Genomic DNA, 21072 nt, shown 5'->3' with positions numbered 1-21072 from the left:
AACTCACTAGGTTTGGACAGTATGCAAAAGCATCTTTTACTTCCTTTATTTTTATCTATTGGGCTGATATTACAGGGGTGTGATTCAAAAGAAGTCGCTCAAGCTGAGCCACCACCGGCTAAAGTCAGTGTATTAAGCATTCAACCGCAATCGGTAAATTTTAGTGAAAATCTTCCTGCACGAGTACATGCGTTCCGTACGGCGGAAATCCATCCGCAAGTCGGAGGTATCATTGAAAAGGTTCTATTTAAACAAGGTAGTGAAGTTAGAGCAGGGCAAGCTTTATATAAAATTAATTCCGAGACTTTTGAGGCCGATGTAAATAGCAATAGAGCTTCTCTCAATAAAGCTGAAGCTGAGGTGGCAAGACTCAAAGTTCAGCTAGAACGTTATGAGCAGCTGTTACCAAGTAATGCAATTAGTAAGCAAGAAGTAAGTAATGCTCAAGCTCAGTATCGTCAGGCTCTAGCTGATGCCGCTCAGATGAAAGCATTGCTGGCCAGACAAAACTTGAATCTGCAATATGCAACAGTTCGAGCGCCTATTTCTGGGCGTATTGGGCAATCTTTTGTCACTGAAGGTGCATTGGTCGGTCAGGGCGATACCAATACGATGGCAACTATTCAACAGATTGATAAAGTCTATGTTGATGTAAAGCAATCAGTTAGTGAGTATGAGCGCTTACAAGCTGCGCTACAAAGTGGTGAATTATCAGCAAATAGTGACAAAACCGTTCGTATTACCAATAGTCACGGGCAACCTTATAACGTCACAGCAAAAATGTTGTTTGAAGATATTAATGTTGACCCGGAAACGGGCGATGTCACATTCCGTATTGAAGTTAATAACACTGAACGAAAATTACTTCCGGGCATGTATGTGCGTGTCAATATTGATCGTGCTTCTATTCCTCAAGCGCTATTGGTTCCTGCGCAAGCGATCCAACGTAATATCAGTGGCGAGCCTCAGGTATATGTCATCAATGCCCAAGGTACAGCGGAAATTCGTCCTATCGAAATTGGACAGCAATATGAGCAGTATTACATCGCCAACAAGGGTTTAAAGGTTGGAGACAAAGTCGTTGTTGAAGGTATTGAACGTATTAAGCCAAATCAAAAATTGGCATTGGCAGCATGGAAAGCACCAGCCGTCGCGAATCATGCTTCAAGTGTAGAAACCAAAACTTCTATAGCTGAAGGGGCACAACCATGATGTCACAATTTTTTATTCGTCGTCCCGTTTTTGCTTGGGTTATTGCGATCTTCATTATTATATTTGGATTGCTGAGCATTCCTAAACTGCCAATTGCACGTTTTCCAAGTGTAGCACCGCCACAGGTGAATATTAGTGCGACTTATCCTGGTGCTACAGCTAAAACCATTAACGATAGCGTTGTAACCTTAATTGAGCGCGAATTATCGGGTGTAAAAAATCTACTCTACTATAGTGCGACAACAGATACTTCCGGTACAGCAGAGATTACCGCTACGTTTAAACCGGGCACAGATGTGGAAATGGCTCAGGTCGACGTTCAAAATAAAATCAAGGCTGTAGAAGCTCGCTTACCGCAAGTTGTACGTCAGCAAGGTTTACAGGTTGAGGCTTCATCGTCCGGATTTTTAATGCTGGTCGGGATTAACTCTCCAAATAATCAATATTCCGAAGTTGATTTGAGTGATTATTTGGTTCGAAATGTTGTAGAAGAGCTAAAACGTGTCGAAGGTGTAGGGAAGGTTCAATCTTTCGGTGCAGAGAAAGCTATGCGTATTTGGGTCGACCCGAATAAGCTTGTTTCTTACGGTTTATCGATTAGTGATGTGAATAATGCCATTCGTGAAAATAATGTCGAAATTGCACCCGGCCGACTTGGTGATTTACCAGCTGAAAAAGGCCAGCTCATTACTATTCCGTTGTCGGCTCAAGGGCAATTGTCTAGTCTCGAGCAATTTAAAAATATCAGCTTAAAAAGTAAAACTAACGGAAGCGTAATTAAGTTATCTGATGTTGCCAATGTAGAAATAGGTTCACAAGCATATAACTTTGCCATTTTGGAAAATGGTAAGCCTGCTACCGCGGCAGCAATTCAATTAAGCCCAGGTGCTAACGCCGTGAAAACTGCCGAAGGTGTTCGAGCAAAAATTGAAGAATTGAAGCTAAATTTACCGGAAGGCATGGAGTTTAGTATTCCTTACGACACCGCGCCGTTTGTTAAAATTTCAATTGAAAAGGTAATTCATACATTACTTGAAGCCATGGTTCTGGTTTTCATTGTGATGTATCTATTTTTACATAATGTCCGCTATACGCTTATTCCAGCAATTGTGGCGCCTATTGCCTTACTCGGTACTTTTACCGTGATGTTGCTTGCCGGCTTTTCAATTAACGTACTCACCATGTTCGGTATGGTGCTTGCCATCGGGATTATTGTCGACGATGCCATTGTCGTAGTTGAAAACGTAGAAAGGATTATGGCGACAGAAGGATTATCGCCTAAAGATGCAACCTCTAAAGCAATGAAAGAAATTACCAGCCCGATTATTGGTATTACGCTGGTCTTGGCTGCAGTATTTTTACCTATGGCATTTGCGAGTGGTTCTGTAGGGGTAATCTATAAACAGTTTACCTTGACCATGTCGGTATCTATTTTATTTTCAGCGCTATTGGCACTCATTTTAACACCGGCACTTTGTGCCACGATCTTAAAGCCAATCGATGGGCATCATCAGAAGAAGGGCTTCTTTGCATGGTTTGACCGTAGTTTCGATAAAGTCACTAAAAAGTATGAATTGATGCTGCTTAAAATCATCAAACATACAGTTCCAATGATGGTGATCTTTTTAGTAATTACCGGTATTACCTTTGCCGGAATGAAATATTGGCCAACAGCATTTATGCCAGAGGAAGATCAAGGTTGGTTCATGACTTCGTTCCAGCTACCTTCAGATGCAACCGCAGAGCGTACTCGGAATGTAGTCAATCAATTTGAAAATAATTTGAAAGATAATCCCGATGTAAAAAGTAATACCACCATTTTGGGATGGGGTTTTAGTGGCGCAGGACAAAACGTAGCTGTGGCTTTTACGACACTTAAAGACTTCAAAGAGCGTACTAGCTCTGCATCTAAGATGACAAGCGCCGTTAATACTTCCATGGCGAATAGTACGGAAGGTGAGACCATGGCCGTATTACCACCCGCTATTGATGAGTTAGGTACTTTTTCAGGTTTCAGTTTACGTTTACAAGACCGCGCTAACTTAGGTATGCCTGCTTTACTGGCTGCTCAAGATGAACTTATGGCAATGGCAGCCAAGAATAAAAAGTTCTATATGGTTTGGAATGAAGGGTTGCCACAAGGTGACAATATTTCTTTAAAAATTGACCGTGAAAAGCTTAGTGCACTTGGTGTTAAGTTTTCTGATGTTTCAGACATCATTTCTACATCAATGGGTTCAATGTATATCAATGACTTCCCTAATCAAGGACGTATGCAACAAGTCATTGTACAAGTTGAGGCTAAATCACGTATGCAATTGAAAGATATCTTGAATCTGAAAGTCATGGGTTCAAGCGGTCAATTAGTCTCGTTATCAGAAGTTGTAACGCCACAATGGAATAAGGCACCACAACAATATAATCGTTATAACGGACGACCATCTTTGAGTATTGCTGGTATTCCTAACTTCGATACGTCATCGGGTGAAGCAATGCGTGAAATGGAACAACTGATTGCGAAATTACCGAAAGGTATTGGCTACGAGTGGACAGGTATTTCCTTACAGGAAAAGCAGTCTGAATCACAAATGGCCTTTTTACTTGGTTTATCCATGTTAGTTGTCTTCCTTGTCTTGGCTGCACTCTATGAAAGCTGGGCAATTCCACTTTCTGTGATGCTGGTTGTGCCACTCGGTATTTTTGGAGCAATCATTGCCATTATGTCTAGGGGGTTAATGAATGATGTGTTCTTCAAAATCGGGCTAATTACCATTATTGGTCTATCGGCAAAGAATGCGATTTTGATTGTTGAATTTGCGAAAATGCTGAAAGAAGAAGGCATGAGTTTGATTGAAGCCACTGTTGCCGCAGCCAAACTTCGCTTACGGCCAATCCTGATGACATCACTTGCATTTACGTGTGGTGTAATTCCTTTGGTGATTGCCTCAGGTGCAAGTTCAGAAACTCAACATGCTTTAGGCACAGGGGTTTTTGGTGGCATGATTTCAGCAACCATTCTGGCTATTTTCTTTGTTCCCGTGTTTTTTATCTTCATTCTGGGTGCAGTAGAAAAGCTATTTTCCTCTAAGAAAAAAATCTCATCTTAAGTTCAATGCATCAGGGGAAATACTCAATTTCCTCTGATGCTTCATATGCTCAAAATTTACTTTATTTGGAGAATACTATGTCTAAATCGACAATCGTATCTCGTGGACTCATTCTTTCTACACTCTCAATTGCACTCGTTGCATGTGTCAATATGCAGGCGCCACAGCCTGCAATTACATCTCATATTCCTCAAAATTTTAGTCAAAATCATTCTGGAAAAACGATTGCAGAAAAAAGTTATAAAGAATTTATTTCTGATCCGAAATTAGTACAGGTTATTGAAATAGGTCTAAACAATAATCGGGACTTACGGACTGCTACGCTTAATATTGAACGTGTACAGCAAGAATACCAAATCACAAAAAATAGCCAGCTCCCAACCATTGGTGTAATGGGAAATGCAGTGCGGCAGGTTAGCCCATCGATTAACCCCAATAACCCAGTTTCTACATTTCAAGTTGGCTTGGGAATGACTGCCTATGAGCTAGATTTTTGGGGCCGTGTTCAAAATTTAAAAGATGCTGCATTAAATAACTATCTTGCAACTCAAAGCGCGAAAGAGGCTGTGCAAATTAGTTTAATCAGTAACATCACACAGGTTTGGTTAAATTATGCTTTTGCACAAGCCAATTTAAACCTTGCCGAGCAAACCTTAAAAGCACAAGTCGATGCTTATAATCTAAATAAGAAGCGCTTTGATGTTGGTATTGATAGTGAAGTTCCATTAAAACAAGCGCAAATTTCGGTAGAGACTGCTCGAAATGATGTTGCAACTTATAAAACCCAAATTCAACAGGCAAAAAATTTACTGGATTTATTAGCAGGTCATCCTGTTCCGCAAAATTTACTTCCGGATCATGCTATTCAAAATATTACCTTTGAGAAAAACTTTGCAGCCGGTTTACCAAGTGATTTATTAAATCATCGTCCAGACCTTAAAGCTGCCGAATATGAGTTACGTGCTGCAGGAGCAAATATTGGTGCTGCTAAAGCACGGATGTTCCCAACCATAAGCCTGACAGGCTCGACGGGTTATGCATCATCTGAACTGAAAGATTTATTTAAAACAGGCAATTTTGCATGGTCGATTGGACCTAATATCGATCTACCAATTTTTGATTGGGGAACAAGAAAAACTAATATTAAAATTGCAGAAACTGACCAGAAAATTGCTTTAGCTAAATATGAAAAAGCCATTCAATCAGCTTTTCGTGAAGTTAATGATGTGCTTGCTACACATGCGCATATTGGTGAACGATTAGACGCTCAGCGTCGCTTAGTCTCTGCGACTGCTGCAACCTATAAACTATCTATGGCGCGCTACCGAGCGGGCGTGGATAGTTATTTTACGGTTTTAGATGCTCAGCGTTCCGCTTACTCAGCACAGCAAGGCTTGCTTGCGCTTGAGCAAATGCAATTAAATAACCAGATTGAACTCTATAAAGTTTTAGGAGGAGGAACATCAAAAGTCTAATAAAGTTTCACTCTTAAAAAAATAAGCTGATAAAGGTATTCCAAATCAGCTTATTTTTACTTTAGATGGTCTAATATTGCTATGAAATCATGTTATCTAACACGGGGACGAGCTAAGGCTTGAGTTAAAAAATTAATTTGGTCTTCTAAAATTTTTATTTGCCACGGTTCATTATAAAAATCAAAATGATCAATCGGGTATTCAAGTAATTTAACTTCTCCATTTGCTAAGCTTGCCGACTTGCGAGCAGCTTCAGGAGGAGTAACTTGATCATTTGAACCCACTTGTACCAATAAAGGACACTTTATTTGATGGGCGAAATTAATGGGCCGGTTTCTTGCAACCTCTAAAGCGGTTCGTGCACATACTTCATTCCGCCATGTTGGCCCAGCCATGGCTTTATAGGAGACCTCCGAGCCAGGTGTACTAATGATGGCCGCCGTGCCCGGTTGCCCCACGATTGGAATAAGATGAGCTTTTTGGCCTAAAAGAGAATAAGCTAAATCTTTTAGTCCATGAGCGACTGCAACGGTTAATTGTTTTAGACCACCATAACGGCAGATTTGTGAGAGGGCAGCTAAACCATCCGTAGCCGGGTTCATAGAGATTACTGCAGATATTTTCTGATCTTGGGCCGCAGCGACTAAAACGTGGCCTCCAGAATAAGACGTCCCCCAAATTGCAATACGAGTTTCATCTACATTAGGTAAACCTCGTGCTGCAGCAATTGCTGCATGATAATCTTCACGTTGGCGCAGGTAAGATACATCTTGGCGAGGTATTCCTCCTGAATCCCCGAATCCACGATAATCGAAGATAAAGGCATCAATACCAGCTTCACTAAATGGTTTAGCAAATTCTAAAAGGCCTGTATCGCGTGTTCCTCCAAAACCATGTGCCATAACAATACATGGTCGTCCATTATCATTTATAAATTTGTCTGTAGTTGCAGGTATATACCAAGCTGCACAGGTAATACCTTGACTTATGAATTTAATATCTTGCATAAGAATCTCGATTTATCGATCTTAAATCTCCCATTTCGATAGCCTTTTCAAATAAGAGATCAAGAAAGTTGAAAATTAAGCTTGTGCTTTAATTTGCTTAGTTGAAGGCTCATTCATTACAGATAGTTTTTTTTTCGATAACCGCTTTATGAAGAGCAACTCAGGATCATTAACAGGACCCTTACGAAGTCTTTCAAAATCATGCTCATAGGCATGTTGTAATGTCCAAGGTCCTTCTGTTCCAGCTTTTGGAAATTGTGCTAGACCACGTTGTACATAGCCTGGGCTTAAATCAATGAAGGGTACTCGTTCCATTTTTTTGTTTTGGATAAAAGGTTTGAATGTGCCGTAGCCATTTTCATCCATATAGTCAAGCATACGACAAAAATGTTCCCAAACAAGATCAACTTTTAATGTCCATGCGATATTGGTATAACCAAATGCAAATGCTAGATTCGGTACGTCAGAAAGCATCATTGACTTGAAAATAGTGGTATCTGGATATTGAATATTTTTGTCATCTACTGTGAGCTGAATACGGCTAAAGGCCAACATATTTAAACCTGTAGCAGTGACAATAACATCAGCTTCGAGCAATTTTCCAGATTCTAATAAAATACCATTTTCTGTGAATTTCTTAATACGATCCGTAACAACGGAAGCTTTACCTTCAGAAATGGATTTGAATAGGTCTCCATCAGGAACTAAGCATAAACGTTCATCCCACGGGTTATATTTAGGCGTAAAATGTGTTTCTACATCAAAACCCTTTGGAAGTCTTCGTCGCACATCTGCAATTAATAGCTTCTTCATAATTTGCGGATAGTTACGACAAGCTTTATATAATGCACGGTTCATTGAAATATTTTTTTTGCGAATAATCGGATAAGCTCTTTCATAGCCTAAAATTTTATTCAACATACCTGCAATTGGATCAACAGCGGGAAAAGAAACCATATAAGTTGGTGACCGCTGAAGCATAGTTACATGTTCTGCTTTATCCGCCATAGAAGGCAGTAGAGTTACAGCTGTGGCTCCACTACCAATAACGACTACACGTTTTTTAGTGTAATCAAAACCTACTGGCCAGTGTTGAGGATGAATAACCTTTCCTTTAAAAGACTCAATCCCCTCAAATTCTGGAGTAAAGCCCTTTTGGTAATCATAATAGCCTGTATTTAATAGTAAAAAGCGGGCTTTAAAATTTACTAATGCTTTTGATGTTAGATTTTCAGCCGTGATGGTCCAAAGCTGTTCATCTGATGAAAATTCAGCCTTATTGACTTTATAGCCATAGTTAATATGAGCATTTATTTTATTTTCTTGAATAGTTTCTTGTAGATAGTCACAAATCACATTTGCTTGGGCAATTGCTTTTTGATGGGTCCAAGGTTTAAAGCCGAATCCAAAAGAGGGCATGTCTGAGTCAGATCGAATCCCTGGATATTTAAATTGACTCCATGTGCCACCAAATGTATCTCGGGCTTCTAGAATAATAAATGTAGTATTTGGTCGATGTTTTTTTAGGTGATAGGCTGCACTAATACCTGCAATCCCTGCGCCAATGATTAAAACATCAGTAGTAGTAACTTGTTCTGATGTATTCATATCGTATTCCTCTCTACAAATTTCAGTAGTTAAGCATCAGTTAGATTTTCTAAGATGATGAATTTATTAATCTTCATTTTTCCTGATCCATGGAACTGATGAACAAACGCCTTACTTAAGCTCAGTATGCTTTCAGTTAAGAAGTCCCCGTCACAAAAGGGGGCTGTTCAATATTATTAATTCAATAATTACACAATGTCAATGACACGGTGTAATTATAATTATTTTGTTATTGAGCATTTCTAAATAATTATTTAAAAATTTTAAAAATATATAATTATGATTGTGTTATTAAGTTTAAAAAAACTTCTTATTTATTTTCTTTCCAAGAATTTGTTCCACAATAGTGCATTAATGCTTGTCGAATAATTTATTAATACCTACAATGACATCGTGTCAATGAGAAATTGGATAGTATGACAACTACAAGACGTAGACCCAAACACGACCCTAAAGTTTCTGAAAATGAAATATTAAATGCTGCTGAACAGTTTTTAAGTGAGCATCCTTTTCGTGAACTCAATGTAGATGAGGTCATGCGCCGAACTGGCTTAAAACGTCCAGCATTTTATGTACATTTTAGAGATAAGCATGATCTGGCTTTACGCCTTGTTGAAAATATTGGCAAAGAATTATTTACTATTGCAGATAGATGGCTTAAGGGTAACAATTCCCAAGAAGATTTGCGTCAAGCTTTAGTTGGGCTTGTAGAAGTTTATGTGCAACATGGGCGTGTGTTACGTGCTTTTGGAGAAGCTGCGGGTGGAGATGAACGTGTAGACAACGCATACCGTAGTTTAGTTCAAGACTTTATTAATGCTGCTGCTCAACATATTAAAGAAGAACAAGAGGCGGGTAGAATTAAGAAAGATCTAGATGTAGAAGAAACAGCAAAAGCACTTATCTGGCTTGAAGAAAGATATCTTTCTGAAGTTTTTGGACGTCCATCTGAAGTTGATCCAAAGGTAGCCATAAGGGTACTTCAAAACATTTGGTTATCGACACTTTATGGTGCTAATTAAAAAAATATTAACTATAAATTTATGAATGTTCAAAAGGATTTGTTCATTCATTTCTAAAACTAAAAAATATATGTGTTTCATATTTAATAAATTTTTTAAATTATTTTTTCAATCTAATTTTCATTTTTTTTAAACATTCTTCTCATAAGCTAATTTTTTATTTTAATTACACTGTGTCATTGACACTGTGTAATTGTTGGAGCAATATATATTCAGCTTTAGTGTTTTTACGTAATGCTAAAGAACAAATTACATCTTCTCAGGGAAGAGATTATGTGAGGGGTTTGCAATGAATCTGTATCTTTTTGAAAGATGGAAAATTGAAGTTTTACGTATGTGAGCTAAGCAAAATCGAATATCAAAGGAAGGAGCATTAGATGAATAATATTCCACATGCAAACAAGTCATTCTGGCTAGCCCACTCAGGCGAATATATTCCCTCACCACCTCTTAGAGGTAGCATTGAAGTAGATGTGGTGGTTATTGGAGGAGGGTTTACTGGATTATCTACTGCTTATCACATAAGAAAAGCCGACTCTGCTGCTTCCGTGGCTGTTCTTGAAGGTGAATGTGTAGCATTTGGTGCCTCAGGCCGTACATCTGGTTGGGTTGTGCCAATTCCCGTACTTGATCCCACCACTGCAAAAGTACTTTATGGCAAAGAAAGATTAACTGAGCTTCAAAATTTCGCATGGAATGGTCTGGACTATGTACAGGACCTCATCAAACGCGAAAATATGGATAGTGATTTTGAAATGCCCGGTGTGACATTTACGACACTTCGCGGCCATGAAAAACGATTAGAGCAATTTACTCAATATTGGCACGATCAACCTCGCTCAAAAGACAGTGTCTATATGGATAGAGCTACAGTAAGCCAAGCTTTAAATAGCGATGCATTTTCTGGTGGATGCCGAATGCCACATTCTGGGCAAGTCAATCCTGTGAAGCATTCTCGAGAGCTCAAGCGAATAGCTGAAGCTGCGGGCGCACAAATTTTTGAGCAAACGCCAGTACTGGATATAGAAGATAAGGAAAAATTCTTTATTCTCAAAACTCCAGAAGGAGAGGTGAGAGCTAAACATATTGTATTAGGTACCAATGGTTTTACTCATTTATTGCCACCAGAATTGGGACTAAAACGTGCACAACTTCCAATGTTTGTATATCAGTTAATTACTGAACCTTTAACTGATGAAGATTGGAAAGCGCTTGGATGGAAACATCGTGGTCAGTTTTATGACAAAACAACCTATTGTCCTCCAACCTGTAGAACGACTGTAGATGGAAGATTGCAATTTAACCTATGTGATATCTATGTAGGAGAAGGGCGTTCTATGGATGAAGCACAGAAAGTGCAATTTTATGATGCCGCTGAGCGAATGTATAAAAAGGTATTTCCTGCATTTCAGAAATTAAAAATTGCTCAACGTTGGAGTGGTGCTTGTTCTATTCCTTTTGACGTAAGGTCTCAAGTGGGCACACTCCATAATGGTCGTATTTCTTATGCCTATGGATACAGTGGTGCAGGCGTAATGATGTCACAAAATTATGGCCGAATTTTAGCTGATCTTGCATTGCAACGTAAAACAGAGCTTACCGAGCATTGGTTTGTTGCCAATGGAGAAAAAGGACACGCTAAATTTAAACGTTTCCCACTAATTCCGGGTCTCATCGCTGCGCTACGTACTTATTTCGAATACGAACGAGTATCAGCACTTTCTAGGAGAAGACGCCTTGGACTCGATTAAACAATATGATGATGGACACGTATTTACAGCGTGGGTTGCATTAATCGGTATGGTAATGGCTGCCACTTGCTTGTTTTGTTTTCTTGCAGTTACAGGGTTTGATTTACATCAAATATTTAAACCTGAATTTGCATTAACTTTGTCGGCAAAAGACCAAGCCCTTTTCAGAACTTCAATGATTTCTGACTGTTTTGGGTTTTATCTTCCTTTTCTAGCTGTGGGCGTATATCTGTGGCGAAAGTTGCGCTCTTCAGGAGGATTGTTGTCCGATATCGCTATTTTATTTCTTGTGATTTCAACCATGTTAGGCATAGCAGGGGCTGTTTTACAGGCCTCTGTGTTAGGACCACTTGCCGAAACATATATGTCTGGGAACGAAATGGCTAAACAGGCGGCAGGCACTGTGTGGGCAACCATTTCGCAAGGCTCGCAAAATGGCTTATGGCCAATGGAAGGACCGACCATCGGTTTTTGGGCAATAGTCAACGGACTACTTCTGAGAAAAAACAAATCCGCATTAGGTTTCCCATTGGTTTTGGTTGGTTTGGGATATGTTGGATTTGCTGTGCTTCTTTTCTCAGGCTTTTCTCAAGTGGCTTTATTCCTTGAACTGTTCTTATTACCAGTGCAAGTAGTTTGGTTAGGTATTTTCGGTTTGAGTTTATTACAAAGATAGATGTAAAGAATTTTAGAGCCATGTTGTGAAATATGGCTCTAAAAATAAAAAACTATCCTAAGGATTTAGGGAAATAACAACGAAAAAGGATATAGGTATGAATGGAATGTCAACTAATAGGACAAATCCGATTTTAATAGGAATGCTTGCCGTATTTGTGAGTAACATTGGTCACGCTTCCGCTCTTGAACAATCAGGTCAATCTATTTTGCCATTTCTTGAAAATGGGAATTATGCAGAAGCAAATTTTTTTGCAGTTGATTCATCTGTTTCTGGCATAGTCAACGATAGAGCCGATCTTGTACGAGATCATCAAAGTCGTGATACAGGTGATATTGCAGAAAGTACGCAGTTCTATACAGCTGCTCTAAAGTTACAACTCACAGATCAATTAAGTTTTGGTATGTTATACGATCAGCCTTTTAGTGCTGACATTAAATATCCGGCACGTTCTAATAATAGTTACTTTGATAATGATGTTAGCCATCAAGGTACGTTCGTAAAAGCCGACACTCAAAATTTAAGTATGATTGTGGGTTACTCGCCAGTTGAGCATTTTCAGATTTATGGTGGACCAGTTTATCAAACCGTAAAAGCAAACCTAGGTCTTCGAGGCAATGCCTATACTCAGGCTTTTAATGGCTATAATGCTAAGTTTAAACAAGAAGGCGAAGTTGGTTGGTTGTTAGGAGGAAGTTATCAATTACCCGATCTTGCATTAAAAGCAGCGGTAACTTATCGGTCCAAAATCAAATATAAATTTCAAGTAGATGAAGATATTTATGGTCAACCATTACAACTTGTTGAAAATGAGAAAACCAAACTAGAGACTCCAGCATCATTAAATATTGATTTTCAAACTGGTATTTCTGAACAATCACTTGTTTATATGAATTTAAGATGGGTGAATTGGAAAGAGTTTGAAACACGTCCTCCGCAATATGGCGCTCTATCTGAAATTATTGTGAAAGAAGTAACTGGTGGAGCTTATACCCAAGGTTTTAAGCTCGATTCTTATCAAAAGGATCAATATAGTGCGACTGTCGGTCTCGCACATCAATTTACAGAAAAATGGAGTACTTCAACAGATGTAAGTTGGGACTCAGGTACAGGTAATCCTGCATCAACGATGGGACCCATAAAAGGTTCATGGTCACTTGGTTTAGGCGTCCAGTTTAACCCAGCTAAAAACTACTTTATAACTGGTAGCTTAAAATATTTTTGGCTAGGTGATACTAAAACTGAAGATGGGACTTATTACTTGCCAATAGAGGGAATCAAGCCATACGCAGAACAGGCAAATTTCAAAAATAACCATGCAATTGCGTATGGTTTGAAATTTGGATATTGGTTTTAAGAAGGGTCAATAAAGCCTTATACAATGGCAGTAAACAGCATTGTGTAAGGCACTGATACTTGTTAAATATGCTTAGAACACTTAGCCAAACTATGGTCACAGTGAAGATCAAGTGACTTACTAATATATGGAGAGTAGCAAAGCCTTATATATGGTAGGTTTCCAAATCTTTTATTTAACATAATATACATTATACGAACAATTATATAGTTTAAACTAATCCCTAGTTATTTCTATCTTTCAGATCTAAAGCTCTCTTTACGTAGCTTTAAAGTTATTTGGCTAAACATCACTATCTGAGCATAAATATGACATTCATCTTTCTCTATTCAGCTTTACATAGCTAACATAATTTTATTGATCACTGTATAGCTTTTCTTAGAATCTTTGCTGCACTTAAATTTAGATGATCGTCTTTGGCTAAAGAATTAAAATTTAAATTAAATTTCAGATGAACCATGCTCCTTACTACTCAATTAAATTCAAACAACTTTATCATTACAGAAATTTTAAAATAATCATTCTGATACTCAACTTTCTGTATTCCTTTTAAATACTTTAAAGATTAAATCTTCTAATTTAGTTCGCCTTATTATTACCTTAATTTTTTAAGTAAAATTAAATAAATACGAGAATTATTTACAACCTATTCAAAAGTGATTTTATTTTTCATATTTTAATTCGTATAAATAAAAAATCTGAGCTAAAACATTACTTTTAATTTCCGTGAATATATATTATTTCAATAAATATTATAATTAATTAAATTATTTTTTAGCTTGGTATTTAGGTTAAATTTTTATAATTTTAATTAAAGCATTTATTATCAATAATTTAATTTTACAATAACTAAGATACATTAATATTTGTAAAGTGTGATTTAATTATCGTTTTAATAAAATAGATGTAGAAATAAAACCTATTTAAACAAATTAAATAATTAGTGAGATACGGGTCACATATTATTTTATGTTTTTTAATTGAAATTGATTTATATATTGTTTTTAAATAAAAAATATTGTATCACTTATATTAACTATTTAATAAATAGGTACTTATAAAATGAAAAATAATATATTTAAAATTTTGGTTTTGGCGGTATTTTCTACTTCCCCACTATTTTGTTATGCAAATAACACAATAATGATCAAAGGAAATATTGTTGAAGACACATGCTCAACAAAAAGTAATGAGATAGAATGTAACGCAGTCAATAATTTGAATATTAAACTTGATAGTGAATATTTAAATAAAGATAGTCTCTATAAATTAGCTCAACATACAGAGAAGATGGACACTAGCATTGAAAGTCTAGGTTCTAATCGAAAGATTATACTTATCAATTATCATTAAGCTCATTTCATCACATTTGATCTTATTACTATAGAAGCTGGCAAAAGAGTGACTCATACAATTCAACATAATTTTTTATGAATTGGGTATTGGGTCACTCTTTTTCTGCAAAAATGTCTATTTGTATATTTTTTCTATATACATCTGCATAATTTATTCTATATAATTGTATTGTAAGAATTTAAACTTATTCTTCACGTAAATTGTTTAATTCTTTTCCAGTTACATAGTAGCCTTATGTAATTTTCTTATCTCTACGATTCCTTTCTTCTAAACAATAAAAACTATCTATAAAACAGCTACATAAGCTGTGTTAACTAGCTGTTAACTGAACCCTAAAAGTGTGACTCAATTAAAATTATGAAAAAATAATGTGACATAGTTTGCATTTTGTTTAAAAAGTGTTAGCATTGTTACATTACTTTTCAAGATGTCAAACACTGGAAAAGTAAGGAATTAAACTTTTATCCAGACTTTTGAGAAAACACTATGAAAAAACTTGCTTTGATCGCTGCTCTTTCGGTTGTAGGGATTGCGAATGCTCAAGCTGCTGATGGTACAATTACAATTAATGGTTTAGTTACAGACAAAACTTGTGACATCGTTACTCCTGCTGGTAAAGATTTCACAGTGACTCTTCCTACTGTTTCTAAACAAACTTTAGCTGTTGCTGGGGATGTTGCTGGCCGTACTCCTTTCCAAATCAACTTAGCTAACTGTTCACAAGGTAAAGTAGCTACTTACTTTGAACCAGGTGCAACTGTTGACTTCAATACTGGTCGTTTACTTAACCAAGACGCTACTGGTGCTAAAAACGTTAACGTTCAACTTTTAGGTAGCAACAATAACTTCATCCCAGTACTTGCTGCTGGTGCAAACGGTGCTCAAGCTAACTCTCAATGGGTTGACGTAGCTGAAGGTGCAAGTGCTGACCTTAACTACTATGCTGAATACTATGCAACTGGTGCTTCTACTGCTGGTAAAGTAACTACTTCTGTTCAATACACAATTATCTATCAATAATTAATTGATAGCGGGGTTTCTATGTCCGCATGGAAACCCTGTTTTGTGTAGCACTTTCCTGAATCTTTCTTGGTTGAGAACTCGAAAAATGAAATTGAACAATTATAATTTTTTGTTAGGTTTGGCGTTTGCTTCATCTGTTGCTGCTCCTGCCGCTCAAGCAGAAATTGTAATTCATGGCACCCGTGTAATTTATCCATCGGATGCTAGAGAAGTTACGCTACAAGTTAGCAATAACGGTTCAAAACCAGCACTTGTCCAAGCTTGGATTGATGAAGGTGATCCAAAAAGTACTCCGGATCAATCAAAAGTTCCTTTTATGATTGCTCCTCCAATTTCTCGTGTTGAAGCGACAAAAAGTCAGACGCTTCGTATTACTGCCCTTCCAAATGCTTCTCAATTTAACCAGAAGCAAGAAACTGTTTTGTGGTTAAACGTTTTGGATATTCCACCAAGACCTACCTCAAAAAATGCAGATACGACACCTGATAACTTCTTACAACTTGCAATTCGTTCCCGGATCAAATTCTTCTATCGTCCGGCTTCAATTAAAGAAGATGCGAATTTAGCAGCAGATAAGCTTCAATGGGTTAAATCTGGTCAGAATTTAACGGTAAAAAATCCAACTCCTTTCCATATTACGATGACTTCTGTTTATCAAAAGGTTGGAGATAAAAAAGTTGATTTATTGCCTCAAGGACTAATGGTTAAGCCTTTTTCTGAAGCTTCTATTCAGCTTAAGAATAGCAACCTTCAGGATATGAGTTTTATTAATGTCAACGACTATGGTGGTCGAGTCGAACACCAAATAAAACTTCAGTAATCAGATTATCTTTTTAATAAATTTAAGCACCTATTATGTGAGTAGGCGGACTTAGCTATGCCAAAAAAAAGGCAAGAATCTTATAAATTATTAAAACGCCATATTTGTTATTACTTGGCTTCTGGCGTTGTTACAATGACAATGCCTGTGTTCGTGCATGCTGAAGAAGCAGCTGCGAGTGCGCCTGTAGAAGCTGAATTTGATTCTGCTTTTTTAATTGGTGACGCTCAGAAAGTCGATATTTCTCGATTTAAGTACGGCAACCCTGTTTTACCAGGTGAATATAACGTTGACGTTTATGTAAATGGTCAATGGTTTGGTAAACGCCGCATGATTTTCAAGGCATTAGATCCAAATCAAAATGCCGTAACTTGTTTTACTGGAATGAACCTTCTTGAATACGGCGTAAAACAAGAAATTTTAACCAAGCACGCTCCCCTTCAAAAAGAAAATAATAGTTGTTATAAAATTGAAGAATGGGTGGAAAATGCATTTTATGAATTCGATACTTCTCGTTTACGTGTAGATATTTCAATTCCTCAAGTTGCATTACAAAAAAATGCTCAAGGCTATGTCGACCCAAGCGTATGGGATCGTGGGATTAATGCCGGCTTTTTGTCTTATAGTGGTAGTGCGTATAAAACTTTTAATCAGTCTGGTGACCGAAGCGAAACGACCAATGCTTTTATGGGGGTTACGGCTGGTCTAAATTTAGCAGGTTGGCAATTACGTCATAATGGTCAGTGGCAATGGCAAGATACGCCTGCGGAAAATCAATCTAAATCAGACTATCAAGAAACAAACACCTATTTACAAAGAGCTTTCCCTAAATATCGTGGTGTTTTAACACTCGGGGATAGTTTTACAAACGGCGAAGTATTTGACTCATATGGTTATCGTGGTATCGATTTTTCAAGTGATGATCGAATGCTACCGAATAGTATGCTTGGTTATGCTCCACGTATCCGTGGTAATGCAAAAACCAATGCAAAAGTTGAAGTACGTCAACAGGGTCAATTGATTTACCAAACAACGGTTGCACCAGGTAATTTCGAAATTAATGACCTTTACCCTACCGGCTTTGGTGGTGAAATTGAAGTTTCTGTTATCGAAGCGAATGGTGAAATACAGAAATTTTCTGTGCCTTATGCCTCTGTTGTACAGATGTTACGTCCAGGCATGAACCGTTACTCATTAACTGTAGGTCAGTTCCGTGATCAAGACATTGATCTGGACCCTTGGATTATTCAGGGTAAATACCAACAAGGTATTAATAACTATTTAACTGGCTATACCGGAATTCAAGCATCTGAGAATTACGCTGCAATATTGCTTGGTGCTGCTGTTGCTACACCAATTGGAGCAATTGCATTCGACGTGACTCACTCTGAAGCCGAGTTTGAAAAACAGGCTTCACAATCAGGTCAAAGTTTCCGTTTAAGTTATAGTAAGTTAATTACGCCGACCAACACAAACCTAACACTTGCAGCTTACCGTTATTCAACCGAAAACTTCTATAAATTGCGCGATGCCCTGCTTATACGTGACTTGGAAGAAAAAGGTGTAAACACTTATGCTGCTGGTCGTCAACGTAGTGAGTTTCAGATTACTTTAAACCAAGGGTTACCTGAGGGTTGGGGTAACTTCTATGTGGTAGGTTCATGGGTAGATTACTGGAATCGTAGCGAGAGTACTAAGCAGTATCAGATTGGTTATAGTAATAACTACCATGGTTTAACTTATGGTTTATCTGCAATTAACCGTAAGGTTGAGTACGGCTCAAATGATGCGTCGCATGATACTGAATATTTAATGACGCTTTCATTCCCAATTAACTTTAAGAAGAATTCAGTCAACGTCAACGTTACTGCTTCTGAAGACAGCCGTACTGTTGGTGCAAGTGGAATGGTGGGTGATCGCTTTAGTTACGGCGCTTCTGTGTCACATCAAGACTATGCGAACCCAACATTTAACGCAAATGGTCGTTACCGTACTAACTATGCAACTGTTGGCGGCTCTTATAGTATTGCTGATTCTTATCAACAAGCAATGGTAAGTTTAAGCGGTAGTGTTGTTGCACATTCTGACGGTATTTTATTTGGACCTGAGCAAGGCCAAACCATGGTACTTGTGCATGCACCTGATGCCGCTGGAGCAAAAGTGAATAACACGGTTGGTCTAAGTGTAAATAAAGCGGGTTATGCAGTAGTTCCTTATGTTACGCCATACCGCCTTAATGACATTACTCTTGACCCACAAGAAATGTCGAGCGAAGTTGAACTTGAAGAAACAAGTCAACGTATTGCCCCATTTGCTGGTGCAATTGCGAAAGTAGATTTTGCAACTAAAACAGGCTATGCAGTTTATATTAATAGTAAAACTGCAGATGGCAACAGTTTACCATTTGCAGCGCAAGTCTTTAACCAGAAAGATGAGGCTGTAGGTATTGTTGCACAAGGTAGTATGATTTACTTACGTACTCCACTCGCTCAAGATCGTCTCTATGTTAAATGGGGCGATGAAAGTAATGAACGTTGTTCGGTTGAGTACAACATCAGTAATGAGTTGCAAAATAAACAACAAAGCATAGTTATGACTGAGGCTGTCTGCAAATGAAAAGAATATTATTAACAGGTTTCTTATTTACGGCTGGCCTTGGTGTATACGGTGAAGCTAATGCTTACTGTACTTTAGGCAATGATAATTATGGAGCCTCATTTAGCTCGGTTGATATTTCCATGGCTGTAGGTCGCGTTGTGGTCCGACCAAGTGACCCAGTTGGAAAAATTTTAAGAAAAGCAACTTTTCCAATTAACGCAAATGGTTCAACAGCAAAATGTACGTCTTATAGCGATACTATTACTGCTGCACTTACCCAAGGCTATGCATTAAGCCCACTAGGGAATAATATCTATTCGACGAATATTCCTGGAATTGGTATTCGTTTGTACCGTGAAGCGGAAAATGCAACTAACTTTTCTGGCTATTATCCGTATACCCGTAGTTTAACACCAGGTATGAAATATTTTCTTGCTTCGGGATATTTTGTTGTCGAAATTGTGAAAACTGCTGCACAGACTGGTTCGGGTGCATTAGTACCTGGTTTATATAGTCGATACTATGTAAGTGGTTATATGAACCGCCCTTTTTTAACCAGTACAGTTAATGGTGATGCAATTACCATCGCCTCTTCTTCATGTGAAATTCAAGGTAATATTAATAAAGTTGTACAGCTCCCGACCGTTACAAAGGCTGGTTTCAAAGGCGTTGGTTCTACTCAAGGCGAACAAACCTTCGATATGAACATCTTATGTAATGGTGGTATCAACCCTACTGGCTACGAAGAGAAAAACCTTATTAGTTTAACTTACGACTTTACCCAAGACGGAACAAATAATCAGGTACTCGCAAATACTGCTCCGACATCTGAAAAAGCAAACGGCGTAGGTTTACAGTTACTCTGGAATTATCAAAATAAAAATCAAGTCATCAAAAAAGGTGACAAATTAGCCTTAGGTACCTTGTCTTCTAACCAGACAATTCAATATAACGTACCAATGACTGCCCGCTACTATCAAACAGCAACAAATGTGACGGCTGGTAAAGTACGTGCAATGGCTACTGTAACTATTGAATATGATTAATCATATTCAATAGTTTTTAAACCTAATAATTTCAAATATTTAAATATTAATAATAAATTTTAATTTAACACTACTTTCTAAGAAATTTGATACTTAACTTAATAGGAAAATTTATGAAAAAAATAGGTATAGTTACTGTTGGTGCAGTGACATTATGTTGGGCTATGTATGAGGTATCTTCTGATAATACCAATACAGTAACGCATAATGAGGCTAGCCAAAAAGTCACATTTAAAAACTTTTCATCAACTGCAAAGAATGAAAAATTAGCGCCTCAAATACTTTTGGCTCAAACGAATTCCCTTAATTCCTCCGCCCCAGTCTGCAAATATAATTTTGACGCGAATCAAGAAGATTATGATCTTTGGAATGATGAACACTCTGACTATTGGTCTATGAAAATATTCCCATTAATAAGTGGGCAAAAATTTAGTCTTAAAGTAGAGCCTAGGCCAGAAAGTAAGTATGGTACTCTAGAGTATGTGGCTAGAAGTAAAATTAGTCTTAATTCTACTAATGACATTGGAGATTTCACATTACCTCATACTGGTATTATTGCATTTGAAATGGAGCTTAAGATTCCAACCTCAGCTCTTGGGAATTCATCACTTGGTAATTCTACTTATTACTCCTCTGCCATTGGTTTTAATGGCATAACAAATAATGGCTATACAGTTAGATCCAACTATTGGTTTGATATGGGCACTTATGATCCAGATTTTGGTGAGAATCCTGCTAGATTATACTATTCTGTAGCTTATCGACTTAGTGATAATAGCGGGCCTGACAATCCATATTATAAAGGTCAAAACATGACAAATAATTCAAATGGATACCAAAGATTAGGGATGTATATTAATCAGAATACTAAGCAGGTTGGCTTTATTGTAAATGGTGTTGATCAGGGGTATCAATCTACTTTACCCGCTCCACTTGAGAATATAAGCTTTTCTGTCTCAAGTGCTATATCAATAGATGCCGAACAATTATTTGGACAAGAATTATCTAATGAAC

At 37.5% G+C, this 21072-nt stretch carries 15 protein-coding genes; 13 read left to right on the top strand and 2 right to left on the bottom strand.

All coding sequences use genetic code 11. The features are described 5' to 3' along the window. Window positions 1–21: 21 nt before the first annotated feature. The 3 genes from adeA to adeC all read left to right on the top strand — a co-directional run bounded on the left by adeA (window position 22) and on the right by adeC (window position 5794). Window positions 22–1212, top strand: a complete 1191-nt coding sequence (adeA, locus tag R5R67_RS13320; protein WP_318754889.1) for a multidrug efflux RND transporter periplasmic adaptor subunit AdeA — start codon at window positions 22–24, stop codon at window positions 1210–1212. Continuing rightward, complete coding sequence (adeB, locus tag R5R67_RS13315) at window positions 1209–4319, top strand: multidrug efflux RND transporter permease subunit AdeB (protein ID WP_000987604.1); 3111 nt, start codon at window positions 1209–1211, stop codon at window positions 4317–4319. Before adeA ends, adeB begins: the two co-directional genes overlap by 4 nt. Window positions 4320–4396: 77 nt before the next feature. After that, a complete protein-coding gene (adeC, locus tag R5R67_RS13310) occupies window positions 4397–5794 on the top strand; it encodes a multidrug efflux RND transporter outer membrane channel subunit AdeC (protein WP_000047250.1) in 1398 nt (465 codons plus the stop codon). A 92-nt stretch (window positions 5795–5886) separates the two neighbouring features. On the opposite strand, the gene R5R67_RS13305 is transcribed toward adeC, so the two are convergent. Both R5R67_RS13305 and R5R67_RS13300 read right to left on the bottom strand, forming a co-directional pair. Next, window positions 5887–6801 carry an alpha/beta hydrolase gene (locus R5R67_RS13305; RefSeq protein WP_001152286.1) on the bottom strand — a complete coding sequence of 305 codons (915 nt, stop codon included), beginning with the start codon at window positions 6799–6801 and terminating at the stop codon, window positions 5887–5889. Between the two features lie 75 nt (window positions 6802–6876). Then, window positions 6877–8409, bottom strand: a complete 1533-nt coding sequence (locus R5R67_RS13300; protein WP_001097731.1) for a flavin-containing monooxygenase — start codon at window positions 8407–8409, stop codon at window positions 6877–6879. Window positions 8410–8825: 416 nt separating this feature from the next. Here R5R67_RS13300 and R5R67_RS13295 point away from each other — a divergent pair, with 416 nt between their 5' ends. The 10 genes from R5R67_RS13295 to R5R67_RS13250 form a co-directional block, all read left to right on the top strand. Further along, window positions 8826–9431: a TetR/AcrR family transcriptional regulator gene (locus R5R67_RS13295; protein ID WP_000214128.1), complete on the top strand. Its 606-nt coding sequence runs from the start codon at window positions 8826–8828 to the stop codon at window positions 9429–9431. Between the two features lie 377 nt (window positions 9432–9808). Continuing rightward, window positions 9809–11182, top strand: a complete 1374-nt coding sequence (locus R5R67_RS13290; protein WP_001059828.1) for an NAD(P)/FAD-dependent oxidoreductase — start codon at window positions 9809–9811, stop codon at window positions 11180–11182. Continuing rightward, a complete protein-coding gene (locus R5R67_RS13285; RefSeq protein ID WP_000377262.1) occupies window positions 11169–11858 on the top strand; it encodes a hypothetical protein in 690 nt (229 codons plus the stop codon). The genes R5R67_RS13290 and R5R67_RS13285 overlap by 14 nt, the downstream gene beginning before the upstream one ends. Window positions 11859–11955: 97 nt before the next feature. Next, window positions 11956–13215: an outer membrane protein transport protein gene (locus R5R67_RS13280; RefSeq protein ID WP_001013991.1), complete on the top strand. Its 1260-nt coding sequence runs from the start codon at window positions 11956–11958 to the stop codon at window positions 13213–13215. 1062 nt (window positions 13216–14277) lie between these two features. Continuing rightward, a complete protein-coding gene (locus R5R67_RS13275) occupies window positions 14278–14568 on the top strand; it encodes a hypothetical protein (protein WP_000794349.1) in 291 nt (96 codons plus the stop codon). 489 nt (window positions 14569–15057) lie between these two features. Continuing rightward, entirely contained in the window at window positions 15058–15591 is a 534-nt protein-coding gene (locus tag R5R67_RS13270; RefSeq protein ID WP_000731819.1) for a fimbrial protein, read from the top strand. Window positions 15592–15679: 88 nt separating this feature from the next. After that, a complete protein-coding gene (locus R5R67_RS13265) occupies window positions 15680–16414 on the top strand; it encodes a molecular chaperone (RefSeq protein WP_000773914.1) in 735 nt (244 codons plus the stop codon). 57 nt (window positions 16415–16471) lie between these two features. Next, the gene (locus R5R67_RS13260; protein WP_001124956.1) at window positions 16472–19030 is read left to right on the top strand and encodes a fimbria/pilus outer membrane usher protein; all 2559 of its coding nucleotides are present in this window, start codon (window positions 16472–16474) and stop codon (window positions 19028–19030) included. Next, the gene (locus R5R67_RS13255) at window positions 19027–20058 is read left to right on the top strand and encodes a fimbrial protein (RefSeq protein ID WP_318754888.1); all 1032 of its coding nucleotides are present in this window, start codon (window positions 19027–19029) and stop codon (window positions 20056–20058) included. Before R5R67_RS13260 ends, R5R67_RS13255 begins: the two co-directional genes overlap by 4 nt. A 113-nt stretch (window positions 20059–20171) precedes the next feature. Beyond that, window positions 20172–21072, top strand: a 901-nt coding sequence (locus tag R5R67_RS13250; RefSeq protein WP_318754887.1) for a DUF4882 family protein, incomplete at its 3' end; no start/stop codon positions are given.

Origin of the sequence: Acinetobacter sp. OYA S30 (assembly GCF_033599315.1) — a bacterium.
GTDB classification, from domain to species: Bacteria; Pseudomonadota; Gammaproteobacteria; order Pseudomonadales; family Moraxellaceae; genus Acinetobacter; species Acinetobacter baumannii.
The sequence above is the reverse complement of the archived record's forward strand: the minus strand, read 5'-3'. Positions and strand labels throughout refer to the sequence as shown.

Excerpts from the sequence above, each read along its gene's own strand:
- adeA (WP_318754889.1), top strand. The coding sequence starts at position 22 with ATGCAAAAGCATCTTTTACTTCCTTTATTTTTATCTATTGGGCTGATA.
- adeB (WP_000987604.1), top strand. The coding sequence starts at position 1,209 with ATGATGTCACAATTTTTTATTCGTCGTCCCGTTTTTGCTTGGGTTATT.
- adeC (WP_000047250.1), top strand. The coding sequence starts at position 4,397 with ATGTCTAAATCGACAATCGTATCTCGTGGACTCATTCTTTCTACACTC.
- R5R67_RS13305 (WP_001152286.1), bottom strand. The coding sequence starts at position 6,801 with ATGCAAGATATTAAATTCATAAGTCAAGGTATTACCTGTGCAGCTTGG.
- R5R67_RS13300 (WP_001097731.1), bottom strand. The coding sequence starts at position 8,409 with ATGAATACATCAGAACAAGTTACTACTACTGATGTTTTAATCATTGGC.
- R5R67_RS13295 (WP_000214128.1), top strand. The coding sequence starts at position 8,826 with ATGACAACTACAAGACGTAGACCCAAACACGACCCTAAAGTTTCTGAA.
- R5R67_RS13290 (WP_001059828.1), top strand. The coding sequence starts at position 9,809 with ATGAATAATATTCCACATGCAAACAAGTCATTCTGGCTAGCCCACTCA.
- R5R67_RS13280 (WP_001013991.1), top strand. The coding sequence starts at position 11,956 with ATGAATGGAATGTCAACTAATAGGACAAATCCGATTTTAATAGGAATG.
- R5R67_RS13275 (WP_000794349.1), top strand. The coding sequence starts at position 14,278 with ATGAAAAATAATATATTTAAAATTTTGGTTTTGGCGGTATTTTCTACT.
- R5R67_RS13270 (WP_000731819.1), top strand. The coding sequence starts at position 15,058 with ATGAAAAAACTTGCTTTGATCGCTGCTCTTTCGGTTGTAGGGATTGCG.
- R5R67_RS13265 (WP_000773914.1), top strand. The coding sequence starts at position 15,680 with ATGAAATTGAACAATTATAATTTTTTGTTAGGTTTGGCGTTTGCTTCA.
- R5R67_RS13260 (WP_001124956.1), top strand. The coding sequence starts at position 16,472 with ATGCCAAAAAAAAGGCAAGAATCTTATAAATTATTAAAACGCCATATT.
- R5R67_RS13255 (WP_318754888.1), top strand. The coding sequence starts at position 19,027 with ATGAAAAGAATATTATTAACAGGTTTCTTATTTACGGCTGGCCTTGGT.